The organism is Paraburkholderia sp. A1RI_3L, from assembly GCF_048957895.1.
GTDB classification, from domain to species: Bacteria; Pseudomonadota; Gammaproteobacteria; order Burkholderiales; family Burkholderiaceae; genus Paraburkholderia; species Paraburkholderia kururiensis.
This window is the reverse complement of sequence record NZ_JARCHA010000002.1, coordinates 525,253-541,633: the sequence shown is the minus strand read 5'-3', so window position 1 is coordinate 541,633 and position 16,381 is coordinate 525,253. Positions and strand designations below refer to the sequence as shown.

General features: G+C 66.6%; 15 protein-coding genes. 3 read left to right on the top strand and 12 right to left on the bottom strand.

From position 1 onward, the window contains the following. Positions 1 to 2: 2 nt before the first annotated feature. Both PXJ20_RS08555 and PXJ20_RS08550 read right to left on the bottom strand, forming a co-directional pair. On the bottom strand, positions 3 to 1,187 hold the full coding sequence (locus tag PXJ20_RS08555) for an acetylornithine transaminase (protein ID WP_017776782.1): 1,185 nt from the start codon (positions 1,185 to 1,187) through the stop codon (positions 3 to 5). Between the two features lie 307 nt (positions 1,188 to 1,494). Further along, positions 1,495 to 2,526 carry a CDP-6-deoxy-delta-3,4-glucoseen reductase gene (locus PXJ20_RS08550; RefSeq protein WP_421029767.1) on the bottom strand — a complete coding sequence of 344 codons (1,032 nt, stop codon included), beginning with the start codon at positions 2,524 to 2,526 and terminating at the stop codon, positions 1,495 to 1,497. 66 nt (positions 2,527 to 2,592) lie between these two features. Between PXJ20_RS08550 and PXJ20_RS08545 the strand changes: the two genes are divergently transcribed. Further along, the gene (locus PXJ20_RS08545) at positions 2,593 to 3,675 is read left to right on the top strand and encodes an NAD-dependent epimerase/dehydratase family protein (protein WP_421030945.1); all 1,083 of its coding nucleotides are present in this window, start codon (positions 2,593 to 2,595) and stop codon (positions 3,673 to 3,675) included. An 85-nt stretch (positions 3,676 to 3,760) separates the two neighbouring features. Here PXJ20_RS08545 and PXJ20_RS08540 read toward each other — a convergent pair whose 3' ends face one another. Both PXJ20_RS08540 and PXJ20_RS08535 read right to left on the bottom strand, forming a co-directional pair. Then, positions 3,761 to 3,949 (bottom strand): hypothetical protein, encoded by a 189-nt coding sequence (locus PXJ20_RS08540; RefSeq protein WP_017776779.1) that lies wholly within the window; start codon positions 3,947 to 3,949, stop codon positions 3,761 to 3,763. A gap of 157 nt (positions 3,950 to 4,106) precedes the next feature. Next, positions 4,107 to 4,811: a pseudouridine synthase gene (locus PXJ20_RS08535; protein ID WP_421029766.1), complete on the bottom strand. Its 705-nt coding sequence runs from the start codon at positions 4,809 to 4,811 to the stop codon at positions 4,107 to 4,109. A gap of 509 nt (positions 4,812 to 5,320) precedes the next feature. Between PXJ20_RS08535 and PXJ20_RS08530 the strand changes: the two genes are divergently transcribed. After that, complete coding sequence (locus PXJ20_RS08530; protein WP_421029765.1) at positions 5,321 to 6,598, top strand: MFS transporter; 1,278 nt, start codon at positions 5,321 to 5,323, stop codon at positions 6,596 to 6,598. Here the strand turns inward: PXJ20_RS08530 and PXJ20_RS08525 are convergent, their stop codons facing one another. Beyond that, a complete protein-coding gene (locus PXJ20_RS08525; protein ID WP_421029764.1) occupies positions 6,599 to 7,681 on the bottom strand; it encodes a tartrate dehydrogenase in 1,083 nt (360 codons plus the stop codon). It lies immediately after the preceding gene. Positions 7,682 to 7,816: 135 nt separating this feature from the next. Here PXJ20_RS08525 and PXJ20_RS08520 point away from each other — a divergent pair, with 135 nt between their 5' ends. Next, a complete protein-coding gene (locus PXJ20_RS08520; RefSeq protein WP_421029763.1) occupies positions 7,817 to 8,767 on the top strand; it encodes a LysR substrate-binding domain-containing protein in 951 nt (316 codons plus the stop codon). Here the strand turns inward: PXJ20_RS08520 and PXJ20_RS08515 are convergent. Genes PXJ20_RS08515 through hyfB form a run of 7 tightly spaced genes read right to left on the bottom strand, consistent with a single transcriptional unit; the run spans position 8,748 to position 16,352 of the window. After that, positions 8,748 to 9,080 carry a hypothetical protein gene (locus tag PXJ20_RS08515; RefSeq protein ID WP_421029762.1) on the bottom strand — a complete coding sequence of 111 codons (333 nt, stop codon included), beginning with the start codon at positions 9,078 to 9,080 and terminating at the stop codon, positions 8,748 to 8,750. The genes PXJ20_RS08520 and PXJ20_RS08515 overlap by 20 nt on opposite strands. Further along, positions 9,077 to 9,679, bottom strand: a complete 603-nt coding sequence (locus PXJ20_RS08510) for an NADH-quinone oxidoreductase subunit B family protein (RefSeq protein ID WP_421029761.1) — start codon at positions 9,677 to 9,679, stop codon at positions 9,077 to 9,079. Before PXJ20_RS08510 ends, PXJ20_RS08515 begins: the two co-directional genes overlap by 4 nt. Continuing rightward, on the bottom strand, positions 9,679 to 11,268 hold the full coding sequence (locus tag PXJ20_RS08505) for an NADH-quinone oxidoreductase subunit C (protein WP_421029760.1): 1,590 nt from the start codon (positions 11,266 to 11,268) through the stop codon (positions 9,679 to 9,681). Before PXJ20_RS08505 ends, PXJ20_RS08510 begins: the two co-directional genes overlap by 1 nt. 2 nt (positions 11,269 to 11,270) lie before the next feature. Further along, complete coding sequence (locus PXJ20_RS08500; protein ID WP_421029759.1) at positions 11,271 to 12,734, bottom strand: hydrogenase 4 subunit F; 1,464 nt, start codon at positions 12,732 to 12,734, stop codon at positions 11,271 to 11,273. Next, positions 12,727 to 13,395, bottom strand: coding sequence for a formate hydrogenlyase (locus tag PXJ20_RS08495; RefSeq protein WP_017774442.1), 669 nt, complete (start codon positions 13,393 to 13,395; stop codon positions 12,727 to 12,729). The genes PXJ20_RS08500 and PXJ20_RS08495 overlap by 8 nt, the downstream gene beginning before the upstream one ends. Continuing rightward, positions 13,396 to 14,346 carry a respiratory chain complex I subunit 1 family protein gene (locus PXJ20_RS08490; RefSeq protein ID WP_017774443.1) on the bottom strand — a complete coding sequence of 317 codons (951 nt, stop codon included), beginning with the start codon at positions 14,344 to 14,346 and terminating at the stop codon, positions 13,396 to 13,398. After that, positions 14,343 to 16,352: a hydrogenase 4 subunit B gene (gene hyfB / locus PXJ20_RS08485; protein ID WP_421029758.1), complete on the bottom strand. Its 2,010-nt coding sequence runs from the start codon at positions 16,350 to 16,352 to the stop codon at positions 14,343 to 14,345. The genes PXJ20_RS08490 and hyfB overlap by 4 nt, the downstream gene beginning before the upstream one ends. Positions 16,353 to 16,381 lie beyond the last annotated feature (29 nt).

Genomic DNA, 16,381 nt, shown 5'->3' with positions numbered 1-16,381 from the left:
CTTTACAGCGAATCGAGTACCGAGCGCAGCATCGCCATCATCTGGTCGATCTCTTCGATCGTCACGTTGAGCGCCGGCATGAAGCGCAGCAGATTCGGGCGCGCCGCGTTGAGCAGCAGGCCGTCGGGCTGCATGACGCGTGCCTTCTCGACGATCTGGTTGCCGATGTCCTTGCCCAGCAGCAGCGCACGCAGCAAGCCTTCGCCGCGCTCGCCTTCGAATCCGCGTTCGGCCGACAGTTCGAGCAGCTTCGCGCGCAGGTACTCGCCGCGGGCGCGCACGCCTTCGAGGAAGCCCGGCGCCACGAGTTGCGAGATCACCGAATGGCCCACTGCCGTCATCAGCGGATTACCGTTGTACGTGCCGCCCTGGTCGCCGGCTTCGAACACGGCAATCTCTTTCTTCGAGAGCAGCGCCGCGAGCGGAACGCCACCGCCAATGCCCTTGCCGAGCGTCATGATGTCCGGTTCGACGCCGGAAAGTTCGTAGGCGAACAGCGTGCCGGCGCGGCCGCAGCCGCTTTGCACTTCATCGACGATCAGCAGGATGCCGTGCTTCTTCGTGAGCTCGCGCAGTTGCTGCATGAATTCGCGCGTAGCCGGAATCACGCCGCCTTCGCCCTGAATGGGTTCGAGCATCACGGCCACGGTCTTGCTGCCGATCAGCTTCTCGACGGACTCGATGTCGTTCAGCTCGGCTTTCGGGAAGCCCGGCACCTGCGGTGCGTAGATCGTGTCCCAACCCGCCTTGCCGCTCGCCGACATGGTGGCGAGCGTGCGGCCGTGGAAGCTGTGATTGAACGTGATGATCTCGTAGGCGCCGTCGCGGAATTTCTTGCCCCACTTGCGCGCGAGCTTGATGGCGCCTTCGTTGGCTTCCGCGCCGCTGTTGGCGAAGAAGACCTTGTCGAAGCAGCTGTGTTCGGTGAGCAGCGCGGCGAGCTTCGCCATCGGCTCGTTATAGAAGGCCGGCGACGGATTGATCAACAGGCGCGCCTGCTTTTCGAGCGCTTCGATCATGCCGTCGTTGCAGTGGCCGAGGCTGTTCACGGCCCAGCCCTGAATGAAGTCGAGGTATCGCTTGCCTTCGTTGTCGTAGATCCACGACCCCTTGCCATGCGTGAAAACGATTTCGGGCCGGTTGGTGATGTACATCAGCGACTCGATCGGGTACTCGGTGAATTTCATGGCGACAGGCTCCGGCAAGACGGGCTAGAAGGTTGAAAAAGGGAGCGGAAAAAACAAAAAGCCACGGAGGTCCGTGGCTTTCATGATTCGAACAGCTTGCGCGTGGTGCAGCGTGTAGCGCGCGAGTCCGTGACGTAGCCAGGCCCCCACTATGGGTGCAGAGCGCGGCGACGTCGGAGTTCGGACAGGATGCGGTTCATGCGCGAAAGAATACGACAACGCGAACGCCGGTGTAAACCGTGAATTGCGCACGGCGGGCACTTTTTTGCGGTTTGGCCCGCCGTGTTCGAGGCGCGGGAAAATGCGCTTAAACGGGGTTGGCCAGGTCGGCCGCGCTCGTGAACGAATCCGCGTAGAACTCATCGGCCGGCAGCCCGTGGTGCTGCGTGAAGTCGCGCTGCGCCGATTCCACCATCACCGGTGCGCCGCACGCGTACACCTGGTAGCCCGACAAGTCTGGCAGGTCTTCGATGACGGCGCGATGAACGAAGCCCGTGCGCCCGGTCCAACCGTCCGCGGCGTCGGGCTCCGAGAGCACCGGCACGAAACGGAAGTTGGGAATGTTCTTCGCCCATTGTTCGGCGAGTTCCATCAGGTACAGGTCTTTGCGCTGGCGCGCGCCCCAGTAGAGCGTCATCGGGCGTCCGATGTTCTTGAACGCCGCGTGCTCGACGATGGCCTTGATGGGCGCAAAGCCGGTGCCCGAGGCGAGCAGCACGATGGGCTTGTCCGATTCTTCGCGCAGGAAGAACGTGCCAAGCGGGGCCTCGAAGCGCAGGATGTCGCGCTCTTTCATGGTGCCGAACACGTGGTCGGTGAACTTGCCGCCGGGCATGTGGCGGATGTGCAGCTCGATCGGGCCTTCCTCGTGCGGCGCCGTGGCCATCGAGTAGCTGCGGCGCGAGCCGTCCTTCAGCACGAACTCCAGGTACTGGCCCGCGAGGTACTGCAGGCGCTCGTTCGCGGGCAACTGCAGCTTCAGCACGACGACGTCGTCGGCCTTGCGTTCGATCGACATCACACGGCACGGCAGTTTGCGCACCTGAATGTCGCCCACGCCGGCGACTTCGCGCACGTCGATTTCGAGGTCGGTCTGCGCGGTCGCGCAGCAGAAGAGCGCCATGCCGCGCGTGCGCTCGTCGTTGGAGAGCGCCGACGACGAATGCGCGCCCTGTTCGATCTGCCCCGATACCACCGTGCCCTTGCACGAACCGCATGCGCCGTTCTTGCAGCCATAGGGCAGCCCGATGCCCTGACGCAGGGCTGCGGTGAGCACGGGCTCGTCGGGTTCCACCTGGAACTGACGGCCGCTTTGTTTGAGCGTTACATTGAATGCCATATACGAAGAGAACGAAGAGTCGGAAACCTGTGAGCGCCGCGCATGACGGCTAGAATTGCGTCCACCATGATCGCGACACGAACCTTGCGCCGGCCGCGCGTGCTGATTGTCGGCTGTGGCGACGTCGGCTTGCGCTGCGTCGCGCGCCTCTTGCCCCGCTCGCGCGTCTTTGCGCTGACGAGCCACGCCGCACGCGCCGGCGAACTGCGCGCGGCCGGCACGATTCCGCTGGTCGGCGACCTCGACGTGCGAACGAGCCTCGCACGCCTTGCCGGACTCGCACCTGTCGTGCTGCACCTCGCGCCACCCCCGAAGACAGGGGACGCCGATACCCGCACACGTGCCCTGTTAGCCGCGCTTGCCGCGCCGCGTCGACAGCCGGCACGGCATCGGCAGCGTGCGCAGTTTCGGGGGCGTGGGTGCACTGGCGGCCTTGTGGACCGCTTCGCAACGCTTGCGGCTCCCGCCACCCGCTTCGCAATCGGCGTGCCGCGCGGCAAGGCGCCTATTGTACCCGAGGGGGTGGGCCGCGCCGCCGCCCGTCCGGGCTCTCGCGCGCCGGTTCGCCTCGTGTATGCAAGTACCACAGGCGTGTACGGCGACTGCGGCGGCGCGCGCATCGACGAGACGCGCGCCGTGCACCCTGCGAACGCGCGCGCCATGCGGCGCGTTTCGGCGGAACAGCAACTGCGTGCGGCGACCGCACGCGGCGCGGTGCAGGCCACCATCGCACGCATTCCCGGCATCTACGCGGCGACCCGCCTGCCGCTCGCGCGGCTGGGAAAGGGCACGCCCGCCTTGATCGATGCCGACGACGTCTACACCAATCACATTCACGCCGACGACCTCGCCGCCATTCTCGTGCGCATGGCGACGCACGGCCGACCGGGCCGCGCCGTGCATGCGAGCGACGACAGCGAACTGAAGATGGGCGAGTATTTCGATCGAGTGGCCGACGCCTTCGGTCTCGCGCGTCCGCCGCGCGTGTCCCGCACCGAGGCCGAGAAGACGCTCGACTCCACGCTGCTTTCCTTCATGCGCGAGTCGCGCCGGCTTTCGAACCGGCGCCTCAAGCGCGAGCTGGGCGTCCGGCTACGCTATCCGCACGTGGACGACTTCCTGCACGCAGTCGCTACCGCGCGCAAGTGAGTTGGGCGTCAGTGAATCGGGCGTGGCCAATGCACGCGTGGCAACTTTGTGCGGCACGCAGCGCGCGGTGCAGGCACGCGGACGTTCAGGTGAACGAAGGCAGTGTTTCAAGCAGAACGAAGCACAGCAAGGCGCCGATCAATGCGCCAATCAGGTTGGGCCGATACTGATGACGCGCATGCATGGCTGCCAGCAGCGTCCCGATCAGAATCGCTGCCATGCAGACAAACGCAATCATCATGTATGAAATCTTGAACGTGTCGTAGATGACCATGGCACGTCTCCCTTGGCGGTTTGTCGTCGTTCTGTAACCCAGTATAGGGCGCGATGTGGCGCGGGGCATGCGGCAACGCAACACATGGAGCCCGTTCCAAGGGACGTTGTGTGCGCCGTCGAACAGAGCCGCGCATCGTGCTGAACGGTCGCGGGGTTTACCCCTTGCGCAGCGCCGCGAGATCGGCGTCGTCGAGCCATTGCCAGGCGCCGGCCGCAAGCCCCGCAGGCAGCGCCCATCCGCCGATCCGCTCGCGATGCAGCGCCTCCACGCGATTGCCCGCCGCGGCCACCATGCGCTTGACCTGGTGGTACTTGCCTTCGAGTACCGTGAGCACGAGTTCGTGGCGGCTGCGTGCCTCGGCAGCCACGGCCGCTATCGGCTTCGCCTCGCCGTGCAGCAGCACGCCGTCGCGCAATGCCTGAAGCTGCGCGTCGTCGATGGCGTGGCGCGTCGTCGCCACGTAGACCTTCGGCACCTTGCGCTTCGGGGAGGTGAAGGCGTGAACGAACTGGCCGTCGTCGGAGAGCAGCAGCAGGCCGGTGGTGTCCTGATCGAGTCGGCCCACGGACTGTACGCCCCGCGTCGCGAACTGCGGCGGCAGCAGATGAAACACGCTGAGATGATGCTGCGGGTCGCGTGAACACTCGTATCCGGCGGGCTTGTTGAGCGCGATGTACACGTGCTCGCGCCATGGCCAGGCCGCGCCGTCGACGTTGAATACCAGCGCGGTGGTATCGAGCTGTGCATCGGGATCGGTGCATGCGACGCCGCCGATAGTCACGCGCCCGTCTGCAACGAGCGCGCGGCATTGACGCCGCGAGCCGAAGCCTTGAGTGAAGAGAATGCTTTCGAGGTCCATGAAGTGCGCGAAGCCACAAAGTCGCCAGGTGGCGAGGCCGTTGTTCAACCGGCAGCCCGGCGCATTTTAACCGGCCCTCCCCATCGGGCCTGAAGCAGCACGCTCTACCTGCGTTCCGGCACCTCGCGCGCTCCCGCTACGCGCTACTGCACACTCGTCCGGCGCTCCACGAAGCGCCACCGCCCGAGCCGCGCGCCGCGCGTCTGCCCGAGCAGTTGTCCCCCATCTCGCACGGCTCTCGAAATCCGTGGCGCCCGGCTTGTGCGTCGGGTATGTGCGAACGCCCACGGCGTGGTGCTCGAAAGCCGCGGCCGTGATTCGCGCCGACTGCTGGATGACCGTGTCGCTCATGGCCGAAATCGCCTCGCGTTGGGTGGAGAACGGCGAGATCGACCGGCTGTGTTCGATGCAGCGCGCACCCGGCGCGCCGCCAATGAGACCGCAAGAACCGGAGCGCGTCCCACGGCCTCACCGGCGACGATGGACCCATCGTCAACCGGAGGCCATCCATGCCATTCCGTCTCTTCAGCGCTTCATCGCGGCGTACCGCTTCGGTCAGTGCCGCCCGTCCCGCGTTCGGCGCGGCCTTCAATCGCCTTGCGTGGTCCAATCTCTTCGCGCAATCGGCGGAGCAGATCAGCCTTGCCGCGGCACCGCTCGTCGCCGTGTTCGCGCTCGATGCCTCCGCAAGCGACACCGGCTTGCTGCAGACCGCGCAGACGCTGCCGTTCCTGCTGCTTTCCATTCCGCTCGGCGTCTGGGCCGACCGTCATTCGCGCCGTACGCTGATGACCGTGGCCGAAGCCGTGCGTGTCGCGGCACTCGTGGCGGTGCTGGCGCTCGTCTACACGCATGCACTCTCGCTGCCGCTACTGATGCTGCTCGGCTTTCTCGGCGCCACGGGCACGGTGGCGTACGGCGTGGCGGCGCCTGCGCTCGTGCCGTGGCTCGTGGCGCGCGAACAGCTGGCGGCGGCCAACGGACGCGTGGAGCTGGCACGCAGCGTCGCGTACTCGGCGGGACCGGCGTTGGGTGGCCTGCTCGTGGGATGGATCGGCGCAGGCTGGGCGTATGGCGTAGCGGCCGGCCTATCGGCGCTCGCGGTGGCGTTGCTTGCGCGGTTGCGCGAGCCGCCGCGCGCCGCGTCGGCGCATCGGCATTTCCTGCACGAGTTGCGCGAGGGCGCCCGCTTCGTCGCGCGCGATGCCTTGTTGCGGCCCATGCTTGCTACCGCCGTGTTCTTCAACGTGGGCTTCTTCACGCTGCAGGCCGTCTACGTGCCTTATGCGGTGCACCGGCTCGGGCTGGGCGCCTCGGCGGTTGGCGTGACGCTCGGGGCCTATGGCGTGGGCATGGTGTGCGGCGCGCTTGCGGCGCCTGCTGTGGCGCGAGCACTCGCGTTCGGCCGCATGCTCGTGATCGGGCCACTCTGTGGGCTGGCCGCTTCGCTCGTCATGGTGGCCACGCTCGCCGTGCCGTCGTTTCTGCTCGCCACGCTGAGCTTCTTCCTGCTGGGCGTGGGGCCGATCCTGTGGGTGGTCGGCTCCACCACGCTACGTCAGGCCATTACGCCGGGCGGCATGATGGCGCGCGTGTCGGCCATCAACGCGACGGCGACGCAGGGGGCGCGTCCGCTCGGGGCGCTGCTGGGCGCCGCGATCAGCGCGCACTTCGGGATGGACGCCTGCCTCGTGGCCGCCGCCGCGGCATTCGCCGTGCAGGCCGCCATCATCGTCGTTTCGCCCGCAGCGCGGCTTCAGGGCGTGCCCGAAGCGGCCGCGGTCTGATTACAGCCGCTCGGCGACCGCTTCGCCGAGCGCGCTCGTGGATGCCTCGCCGCCCATGTCGCGCGTATGCGGACCGTGCTTGAGCACCTCCGAGATCGCCGCGACGATGGCGTCGTGCGCCTCGTGCTCGGCGCCGCTCGCGTTGCCGAGGAAGTCGAGCATCATCGCCGCGGACCAGATCATCGCGATCGGGTTCGCAATGTATTGGCCCGCGATGTCGGGCGCGGAGCCGTGCACCGGTTCGAACAGCGAAGGAAAGCGCCGCTCGGGGTTCAGGTTCGCGGACGGCGCAATGCCGATGGTGCCCGTGCAGGCGGGGCCCAGGTCGGAGAGGATGTCACCGAACAGGTTGGTTGCCACCACCACGTCGAAGCGTTGCGGCTGCAGCACGAAGCGCGCGCAGAGAATGTCGATGTGCTGCTTGTCCCACGTGATGTCGGGATAGCGGGCCGCCATCTCGGCTGCGCGTTCGTCCCACCACGGCATGCTGATCGCAATGCCGTTGCTCTTCGTGGCTACCGTCACGTGGTGCCGCTCGCGCCGCTGCGCGAGGTCGAAGGCGAACTTCAGCACGCGCTCGGAGCCCACGCGCGTGAAGATGGACTGCTGCACGACGAACTCGCGCTCGGTGCCCTCGAACATCGTGCCGCCTACGGCCGAGTACTCGCCCTCGGTGTTCTCGCGCACGATATAGAAGTCGATGTTCTTCGCGTTGTGTGCCGCGAGCGGCGAGCGCACGCCTTCGAATGTGCGCGCGGGACGCAGGTTCACATACTGGTCGAACTCGCGGCGGAACTTGAGGAGCGAGCCCCACAACGAGATATGATCCGGCACGGTGGCGGGCCAGCCGACGGCGCCGAACAGAACCGCGTCCACGCCTTCGAGCTGCGCCTTCCAGTCGTCGGGCATCATCTGACCGGTCTTCGCGTAGTAGTCGCAACTGGCCCACTCGATGTGGCGGAAATCGAACCGGATGCCGAAGCGCCGCGACACGGCGTCGAGTACGCGCAGCGCTTCGGGCATGACTTCGCGGCCGATGCCGTCGCCGGGAATGACTGCAATGCGATGGATTTTGTCTGTCATGTCGTACGCTCTCGGGTGGTGCCGCCTGATCGGGACGAGTCGCCCGGCGATGCGGCATCGGCGGGCACCTGCACATTCTAGGCAGGCAGGCGGTGCCGTGCAGCCTCCAGCCGGTTAACCCACTTTCCACGAAACGTGAATAAAACGCCGAATCTCAACGATCTGCGCGTGTTCCGCGCGGTGGCGCGCCACGCCGGCTTCAGCGCGGCGGCGGCGGAGCTGGCCATGTCGCCCGCGTTCGTCAGCAAGCGCGTGGCGGTGCTCGAAGCCGAACTCGGTACGCGCCTTCTGCATCGCTCTACGCGACGCGTGGCGCTGACCGAAGCCGGCGAACGCGTGCTGGCATGGGCCCAGAAGATTCTCGACGACGTCGATCATCTGGTGGACGAGGTCTCCACCGCGCGGCGCGTGCCGCGCGGCACGCTGCGGGTGTCGAGCAGCTTCGGGTTCGGGCGGCATGTCGTGGCGCCCGCTGTGGCGCGGCTCTCGGCGCAGTATCCGCAACTCAACGTGCGGCTCGAACTGTTCGACCGGCTCGTGGACGTGGCCGCAGAAGGGTTCGACATCGACATTCGCGTGGGCGATGAGATCGCGCCGCATCTCATCGCGACGCGCCTCGCGTCGAATCATCGCGTGCTGTGCGCGTCGCCGGCCTATCTTGCGCGCCGCGGCGCGCCTGCCGAAGTCGCGGACCTGAGAACGCACGCCTGCCTGCCGATCAAGGAGCGCGACCATCCGCTCGGCGTGTGGCGCTTGACGGTGAACGGCGCGCCGACCACGGTGAAAGTGGACGGGCCGCTTTCCACGAATCACGGCGAGATTGCGGTGCAGTGGGCGCTGGCCGGCTACGGCATCGTGCTGCGCTCCATCTGGGACGTGGCGCCGCTCATCGCAAGCGGCGCGCTGGTGCAGGTGCTGCCCGAGGCGATTCAGCCCGCGAATATCTGGGCGGTTTATCCCGAGCGGCGCGCCGGGCTCGCGAAGGTGCGCGCCTGCGTCGATCTGCTCGCGCAGGAATTCAGCGAGTGGGACAAAGGAGACAAGGACGAGAAGACGGTGTCGCCCGTCAAGGGCGTTCGGCGTTGACAAGCGCGTCAAGCTTCGCGCGTTCCTGCTGCACGTCGCCGTTCTGCTGCGGCCAGTCGAGCGCGATGCCGTCGTCGAGCGACTTGCGCACGAGCGACGAGTAATCCCATTTGCTCAACTGGCCCGACTTCATGGCGTCGGCCACGTCGTGCCGGAGTTCAGGCGGAAAGGCGGGCCAGGCGAGCGAGAGCGACGCGTACTGCCGTGCATCGATTTCAGCCGAGGAACGCGGCCAGACCCATATCACGACCGCCACGAGGGCGAGGAACGGCACGAACGTGTAACGCAGGACAAACTTGACGGGCTGCTTCATTCGGAAAGCGTGGTGGAGGAAGTGGACTTCGTGTCTTGCGCCGCGGTGCTCGCGCGCAACGCGGCCAGAATGCCTTTGAGCAGATCGGCGGGCGTGGGCGGGCAGCCGGGGATGCTGACATCGACGGGAAGCAGGGTCGACAGCGGGCCGCTCACGGCGTAGCTGCCTTTGAAGAGGCCGCCGGTGCAGGCACAGTCGCCCGCGGCTACGACGAGCTTGGGGGCCGGCGTGGCTTCATAGGCCTCGCGGACGGCTTCCCTCATGTTCAGCGTGAGCGGCCCGGTGACGAGCAGCATGTCCGCATGGCGCGGGCTTGCCACGAATCGGATGCCGAGGCCTTCGATGTTGTAGTACGGGTTGTTGAGCGCGTGGATCTCCAGTTCGCAGCCGTTGCACGAACCACCATCAATCTGGCGGATGCACAGCGCCCGGCCCAGTACGTCGAGAATGGCTTGCTGGAGCTCGGCCTGTGCGGCGTCTTCCGCGCCCTGCGTGCCCGGACCCGAGCTTGAGCCGGGTTGGCGCCACGCGTCCTCGGGCGCCGGCGCGGGCTCCGTCGGCGTGCCCGTTCGCGCGATCTGTTTGAGCAGTTGCCACATTACAGGTCGTGCCCCGCGTAGTTGAGGTTGAACGATTTGTTGATCAACGGAAAGTCGGGAACGATGTTGCCGATGATCGCGTGCTCAAGCGCGGGCCAGTTCTGCCACGACGGATCGTGGCAATGGCAGCGCGCAATCGTGCCGTCCGGGCCTGTTTCGAGTGCCACGAGCACGTCGCCGCGCCAGCCTTCCACCCAGCCGAGTCCGCGCGAAGGCGCGCGGGTCACGTCCACGGGCGCGGCGATTTGGCCTGTCGCGGCAGCCTCGCCCGCGAGCTCCTCCAGTCCTTCGAGCAACACGCGGATCAGCCGCAGCGACTCGCTCACTTCGTTGAAGCGCACCGCGACGCGGGCGGCGACGTCGCCGCGGTCGTCGGTGACGATTCTGGGGGCGAGCGCGTCGTAGGGCGCATGCGGATGGTCGACGCGCACGTCCATTGCCTGCCCGCTCGCACGCGCGGCGAGACCGCAGACGCTAAAGTGCGCCGCGACCGCGGGCGTTAGCCGGCCCGTGGTCGAGAAGCGGTCCTGCAAACCGGACTGCTCGTCGTAGATGCGCTGCATCACGCGAACCTCGCCTTCGATCTGCGCGCACTGCACGACGATGGCGTCGGCGAGCGCGGGTTCGAGGTCGCGCGCCACGCCACCGGGCAAGATCTGATCCATGAGATAGCGGTGGCCGAACGCGCGCGCATTCAGGCGCAGCCAGTCTTCCTTGAGGCGCGAGAACTGCGCGAGGCCGAATGCGAAGCCGGCGTCGTTGCCGAGCGCGCCCAGGTCGCCCAGATGGTTCGCCACGCGCTCGCGTTCCAGCAGCAGCGCCCGCAGCCATTGGGCGCGCGGAGGGACCGGCACGTCGAGCGCGCGTTCCAGCGCCATGCAGTACGCCCACGAGAACGCCACCGTCGAATCGCCTGCAATGCGCGCGGCAAGCCGGTGTCCTTCGAGCAGGGGCGTGGCCCCGAACAGGCGCTCGATGCCGCGATGCGTGTAGCCGAGCCGCTCTTCGAGTCGCAGCACCTTCTCGCCGACCACCGAGAAGCGGAAGTGCCCCGGCTCGATGGTGCCGGCGTGAATGGGCCCAACAGCGATCTCATGGACGCCATCGCCTGCCACGGGCACGAAGGCGTAATCCGCCTCGTTCGACTCGAACGACTCGCGCCCCGACCATTGGCTTTGCCGCAGCGGATGGTAGTCCGCCGGCCAGTTGCCATGATTGAGCCAGGGGCGCGTGTCCGCGGCGCCGGCCGCGCTTAGGCCGACCAGGTCGTGCACGGCGCGCTGCATGCGCGTGGCGCACGCGAAGATGCCGGACAGGTCGGGATAGGAGGCGCTGTCGGGCGTAGCGCCGTCCAGCGCAAGGCGTACCCACAACAGACCGTCTTCGAGTGCGTAGACGGCGTTAATCGAGAACTGGCCCGGCGCCTCTTCGGCGCCCCAGAGCGAGACTAGCCGGCCGCTGCCCTGGCGTACCGTTTGTGCGGTGCGCTGCCATTCGCTCGCATCGGCGTGCGCAATGAACGCCGCGGACCGCGCAGAGAGCGCGTGCAGACGAACGAGGTTGGCAAGACCGATAGCATCGATACGCATGCTCACCCCGCAATCATGGCGGCCGCCTGCCGGTACCACTCGGCGAGATACGGCGGCACATAGAGGCCGAGCATGAGCCCGAGGCCCAGATGGACGAACACGGGCAAGAGCGCCGGCCGGTGCTCGAGCACCTTCGCCGTGGTGGTCTCGCCGAACACCATCGACTGCACGCGCGCGAAGATCGCCGCGAAGGCCACCGCGAGCGCGAGTAGCAGGAACGGCGCGGCCCAGGGCAGGCGGGCCATGGTCGTTGTGAGAATCAGGAATTCGCTGGCGAACACGCCGAACGGCGGCATGCCGAGAATGGCGAGCGCGCCGAGCATCAACCCCCATCCCACCACCGGGCTCACGCGCAGCAGACCGCGGATGTCGTCCATGATCTGCGTGCCCGTCTTTTGCACGGCGTGTCCCACCGTGAAGAACACTGCGGATTTGATGAGCGAGTGCACCGTCATGTGCAGCAGGCCCGCGAACGTGGCCGCCGGGCCGCCCAGGCCGAACGCGAACGTCATGAGGCCCATGTGTTCGATCGACGAGTACGAGAAGAGACGCTTCACGTCCCTTTGCCGGAACAGCGCGAACGTGGCGACGAGCACCGAAACCAGCCCGAACCCGATCAGCATGCGGCCCGGCAGACCATTGCCGAGCGCGCCGTCCGCGAGCACCTTGCAGCGCAGGACCGCGTAGAGCGCGACGTTCAGCAGCAGGCCCGAGAGCACGGCCGAAATCGGCGTGGGGCCTTCGGCGTGGGCGTCGGGCAGCCAGTTGTGCATGGGCACGAGGCCCACCTTGGTGCCGTAGCCGATCAGCAGGAACACGAATGCGAGCGAGACGATGGTGGGGTCGAGGCTTCCCTTGACGGTGTTCAGGCTGCTCCAGAGCAATGCGTCGCTGCCGCCCAACTGTCGGCTCGCGGCGAGATAGAGCAGGATGGTGCCGAACAGCGCCTGCGCGATGCCCACGCCGCACAGGATGAAGTACTTCCACGCGGCCTCGAGGCTCGCGGCCGTGCGGTACACGCTCACGAGCAGCACGGTGGCGAGCGTGGCGGCTTCCATCGCGACCCAGAGTATTCCCATGTTGTTCGTGGTGAGCGCGAGCAGCATGGCGAACATGAAGAGCTGATACATGCTGTGGTAGAGCCGCATGCGCGAGGCGGTCATGCGGCCGCGGTCGCGTTCGATGCGCATGTACGGGCGCGAAAAGATCGACGTCGTCCAGCCGACGAAGGCCGTGAGCGCGACGAGGAACACGTTGAGCGGGTCGACGAAAAACAGCTTGCCGAGCGCGAACGACGGCCCGTGCGCGACCGTGAGGGCGGCCAGCAGCATCGCGGCCACGAAGGTGAGGAAGCTGAACGCGACGTTGAGGTCCGGTGCGAACGGCCGCTGCCCGAGCACGGCGAGGCACGCGCCGGCAACGAGCGGCGTGCCGCAGACGGCCATCAGGATCCACGCGTCAATCATCTTTGAGCTTTTCGAGGTGATGGATGTCGAGGCTGTCGAACTGCTCGCGGATCTGGAACATGAAGACGCCCAGAATCAGGATGCCCACGAGCACGTCGAGCCCGATGCCGAGTTCCACGATCATCGGCATGCCGTTGGTGGCAGCCGCTGCCGCGAAGAAGAGTCCGTTCTCCATCGAGAGAAAACCGATCACCTGCGGAATCGCCTTCGAGCGCGTGATCATCATCATGAACGAGAGCAGCACGCAGGCGAGCGCAATGCCGAGCGTGCCGCGCGCCTCGGACGAGGCGAGCTGGCTGATCGGCGTGGCCACGTTGAACGCGACGATCACGAGCACGATGCCGATGAGCAGCGTGGCCGGAATGTTGAGCAGTGGCTCGACGTCCGTCTTCACGTTGAGGCGCTGCACGAGCTTGTAGAGAATCCACGGAATCACGCCGACCTTGAGCACGAGCGTGAGCATGGCGGAGACGTACAGGTGGGCGTCTTCGGCCACGTAGCCGAGCACGACATTCGCGCAGACGAGCGCAAGACCTTGCAGCGTGTAGAGATGAATCAGCGAAAGGATGCGCCGCTGGCTCAGCATCGCGAACGAGAGCAGCAGCAGGATGGCCGCGAGGAAGTTGATGATCTGCGTAGCGAGGCTGTGAGCGCTGTGCATTTACGCCCCCAGCAGGAAGTGAACCAGCATGCCGATCACGGCGAGCAGGAACGCGGTGGCGAGAAACTCGGGCACGCGGAAGATACGCATCTTCGCGTTGCTGGTTTCGATCAGCGCAAGTATGGCGCCGCCCGCCAGCAGCTTCACGGCGAGCGCCGGAATGGCCACGAGCAACGCCAGCGGATTGCCGGCCTCGGCCATGCCCCAGGGCACGAACAGCGCGATGCCGATACACGAATACGCGAATAGCTTGAGGCTTGCCGCCCATTCCATGAGCGCAAGATGGCGGCCCGAGTATTCGAGGATCAGCGCCTCGTGGATCATCGTGAGTTCGAGGTGCGTGGTGGGGTTGTCCACGGGCAGCCGCGCGTTTTCGGCAAGCGAGACCATCGTGAACGCGATGCCCGCGAACGCGAGGCTCGGATAGAGCGCGAGCTCGCGATGGCTGAGCGTGGCGACGATGTGCGTGAGCAGCGTGGACTGCGTGATAAGCGAGGCCGAAAACAGCACCATCAGCAAGGCCGGCTCGGCGAGAAAGCCCACCAGCATCTCGCGCCGTGCGCCCAGTGTGCCGAACGCGGTGCCGATGTCCATGGCGGCGAGCGAGACGGCGACGCGTGCGAGCGCGAAGAGGCCGACGAGCGCGATGGCGTCGGCGGCGGAGGAAAGCGGCAGGTCGGTGGAGAGCGTGGGCACGATGGCGCAGGCGAGCGTCATGGCGCCCCAGATCACATAGGGCGCGCCGCGGAACACCGGGCTCGCGCCGTGCGCAATCACCGACTCCTTGTTGAACAGCTTGTGCAGCATCCGGTAGGGCTGCCAGATGGAGGGCGCGCGGCGATTCTGCATCCATGCGCGGCAGATGTTCACCCAGCCCGTGAGCAGCGGCGCGACCGCGAGCGCAACGACGATTTCGAGCGCCTGGGAGAGCAGGCCGGAGAACGTGATCATCGTCTCACCAGCATGAGCAGGACAACGAGCACGACGAAGCTGTACAGCAGATAGATCGCGATGCGCCCGGTCTGGAGCCGGCCCGCGAGCGCGGCGACCTGCCTCACGAGCCGTTCGATGGGCAGATACAGCAGCGTCCAGACGCGGTCCGAAACGGTGACGTGATAGGTGGGCTGCGTGTCGAACGGCGAAGGCAACTGCCGCTCGATCTGCATGAGCGGCGCGAAGATTTCGCGGATCGGCTGGCCGAATCCTTCCGCTGTGTCCTGCATGCGCGCATTTGCGAACGGGAAGCCGCAGGCCCACGGAATCGAGCGGCGCAGCCTGCCGTGATAGAAGCGGCGTACGAGCAGCCAGGCAAGGCCGCAGCAGCCGAGGAAGAAGAGCACGAACACTGCGGGCATGTAGCTGGCGCGGCTGGCTTCGGTCGGCACGAGCAGCAGCCAGCCGTGCCGGGCCAGCGCCTGGCCGATGCCAGCGCCGACAAGCGCATTCGTGACGCGGTCGATCAAGCCCGCGTACTGTACCGGCAAGAGGCCGAGCAGCACGCAAAGCGCCGCGAGCCAGGCGAAGCCGATGCGTTCCCAGGGGCTCGCGTCATGCGCACGGGCGAGCTTGGCCTCGCGGGGCTGTCCGAGAAAGACGATGCCGAAGAACTTCACCATCGTGTAGCCGCCCAGCGCCGCCACGAGCGCGATCAGCGCCGCAACGATCGGCACGATCATGTTGAGGAACGGGTCGGGCAGGCCGGGCGTGAACAGAAAACTTTGCAGCAGCAGCCATTCGGAGACGAATCCGGAGAGGGGCGGCAAACCCGCGCTGGAGAGGGCGCCCACTAGCGCGGCGAGCGCGGTCCATGGCATGTAGCGGATCAGTCCGCCCAGCCGGCCGAGGTTGCGCTCGCCCGTGGCATGGAGCACCGAGCCGGTCGAGAGGAACAGCAGGCTCTTGAACGCAGCGTGGCTCGCAATCTGATAGAGCAGCGCGGTGAGCGAGAGCGCCGCGAGCGCCGGCATGCCGTACGCCTTGAATAGCACCGTGAGGCCGAGGCTGGCGAACATCAGCCCGATGTTGTCGATGGACGACCAGGCGAGCAGCCGTTTCATGTCGGTCTGGACCGCGCTGAAGACCACGCCGGAGAGCGCCGAGAAGAGCCCGAGCCCTAGCATGACGACGCCCCACCACGCAATCTGCAGATGCAGCAAGTCGAAGACGACGCGCAGCACGCCGTAAAGACCCGCCTTCAGCACGAAGCCGCTCATGAGCGCCGACACCGGCGACGGCGCGGCGGGGTGCGCCTCGGGCAGCCACACGTGCAGCGGGAAGATGCCGGCTTTCGTGCCGAATCCGAACAGCGCGAGTACGAAAGCGAGCGAGGCCCAGAACGGATTCAGGTTCTGCAGCCGCATGTTGGCGAAGGTGTAGTCGCCGGTGCCGGCCTGCAGCAGGCCGAAGCACAGCAGCAGCCCGAGCGCGCCGACGTGCGAAATCAGAAAGTACAGATAGCCCGCGCGACGGATCTCCGGCAACCGGTGATTGCTCATGACGAGGAACGTGGCCGAGAGCGTCATGGCTTCCCACGCCACCATGAAGCAATAGGCGTCGTTGGCGATCAGGACGAACGCCATGCTCGCGAGGCACACGTGATATTCGAAGCAGAGAAGCCCCGGCGGCGTGCCTTCGCCCTTGCGGAAATACCCACTCGAAAAGGCGCTGATGCCGGCGCTTATCGCGCCCAGCACCATGAGGAAATACGAGGAGAGGGCGTCGAGGCGCACGTGGAACGGCAGGCCCGGCAAGCCGACCGGCAGGATCGCTTCGGCGGGAGCCTGGAACACGCCGGCCGCGCCGATTGCCGCGAGCAACAGACCGATGGCGGCACCGGCGGGAAACAGCATATGAGCAACGATGCCCGTGCGGCGCAGGCTCGCGATACCGAGCGTTGCAACCGCAAGCCACCCTGCAATGACGAGGAGCACGCCATGAAGAAGGGAGGACGGGGCCATCGTGAGTCGTTCTCGTTGAGAAAGCTTAT

What these genes read in the sequence shown, in the direction of transcription:
- PXJ20_RS08545 (WP_421030945.1), top strand. Translation starts at nt 2,593, where the DNA reads ATGATCGCGACACGAACCTTGCGCCGGCCGCGCGTGCTGATTGTCGGC.
- PXJ20_RS08555 (WP_017776782.1), bottom strand. Translation starts at nt 1,187, where the DNA reads ATGAAATTCACCGAGTACCCGATCGAGTCGCTGATGTACATCACCAAC.
- PXJ20_RS08540 (WP_017776779.1), bottom strand. Translation starts at nt 3,949, where the DNA reads ATGGTCATCTACGACACGTTCAAGATTTCATACATGATGATTGCGTTT.
- PXJ20_RS08515 (WP_421029762.1), bottom strand. Translation starts at nt 9,080, where the DNA reads ATGAAGCAGCCCGTCAAGTTTGTCCTGCGTTACACGTTCGTGCCGTTC.
- PXJ20_RS08530 (WP_421029765.1), top strand. Translation starts at nt 5,321, where the DNA reads ATGCCATTCCGTCTCTTCAGCGCTTCATCGCGGCGTACCGCTTCGGTC.
- PXJ20_RS08500 (WP_421029759.1), bottom strand. Translation starts at nt 12,734, where the DNA reads ATGATTGACGCGTGGATCCTGATGGCCGTCTGCGGCACGCCGCTCGTT.
- PXJ20_RS08550 (WP_421029767.1), bottom strand. Translation starts at nt 2,526, where the DNA reads ATGGCATTCAATGTAACGCTCAAACAAAGCGGCCGTCAGTTCCAGGTG.
- PXJ20_RS08505 (WP_421029760.1), bottom strand. Translation starts at nt 11,268, where the DNA reads ATGCGTATCGATGCTATCGGTCTTGCCAACCTCGTTCGTCTGCACGCG.
- PXJ20_RS08525 (WP_421029764.1), bottom strand. Translation starts at nt 7,681, where the DNA reads ATGACAGACAAAATCCATCGCATTGCAGTCATTCCCGGCGACGGCATC.
- PXJ20_RS08510 (WP_421029761.1), bottom strand. Translation starts at nt 9,679, where the DNA reads ATGTGGCAACTGCTCAAACAGATCGCGCGAACGGGCACGCCGACGGAG.
- PXJ20_RS08490 (WP_017774443.1), bottom strand. Translation starts at nt 14,346, where the DNA reads ATGATCACGTTCTCCGGCCTGCTCTCCCAGGCGCTCGAAATCGTCGTT.
- hyfB (WP_421029758.1), bottom strand. Translation starts at nt 16,352, where the DNA reads ATGGCCCCGTCCTCCCTTCTTCATGGCGTGCTCCTCGTCATTGCAGGG.
- PXJ20_RS08535 (WP_421029766.1), bottom strand. Translation starts at nt 4,811, where the DNA reads ATGGACCTCGAAAGCATTCTCTTCACTCAAGGCTTCGGCTCGCGGCGT.
- PXJ20_RS08495 (WP_017774442.1), bottom strand. Translation starts at nt 13,395, where the DNA reads ATGCACAGCGCTCACAGCCTCGCTACGCAGATCATCAACTTCCTCGCG.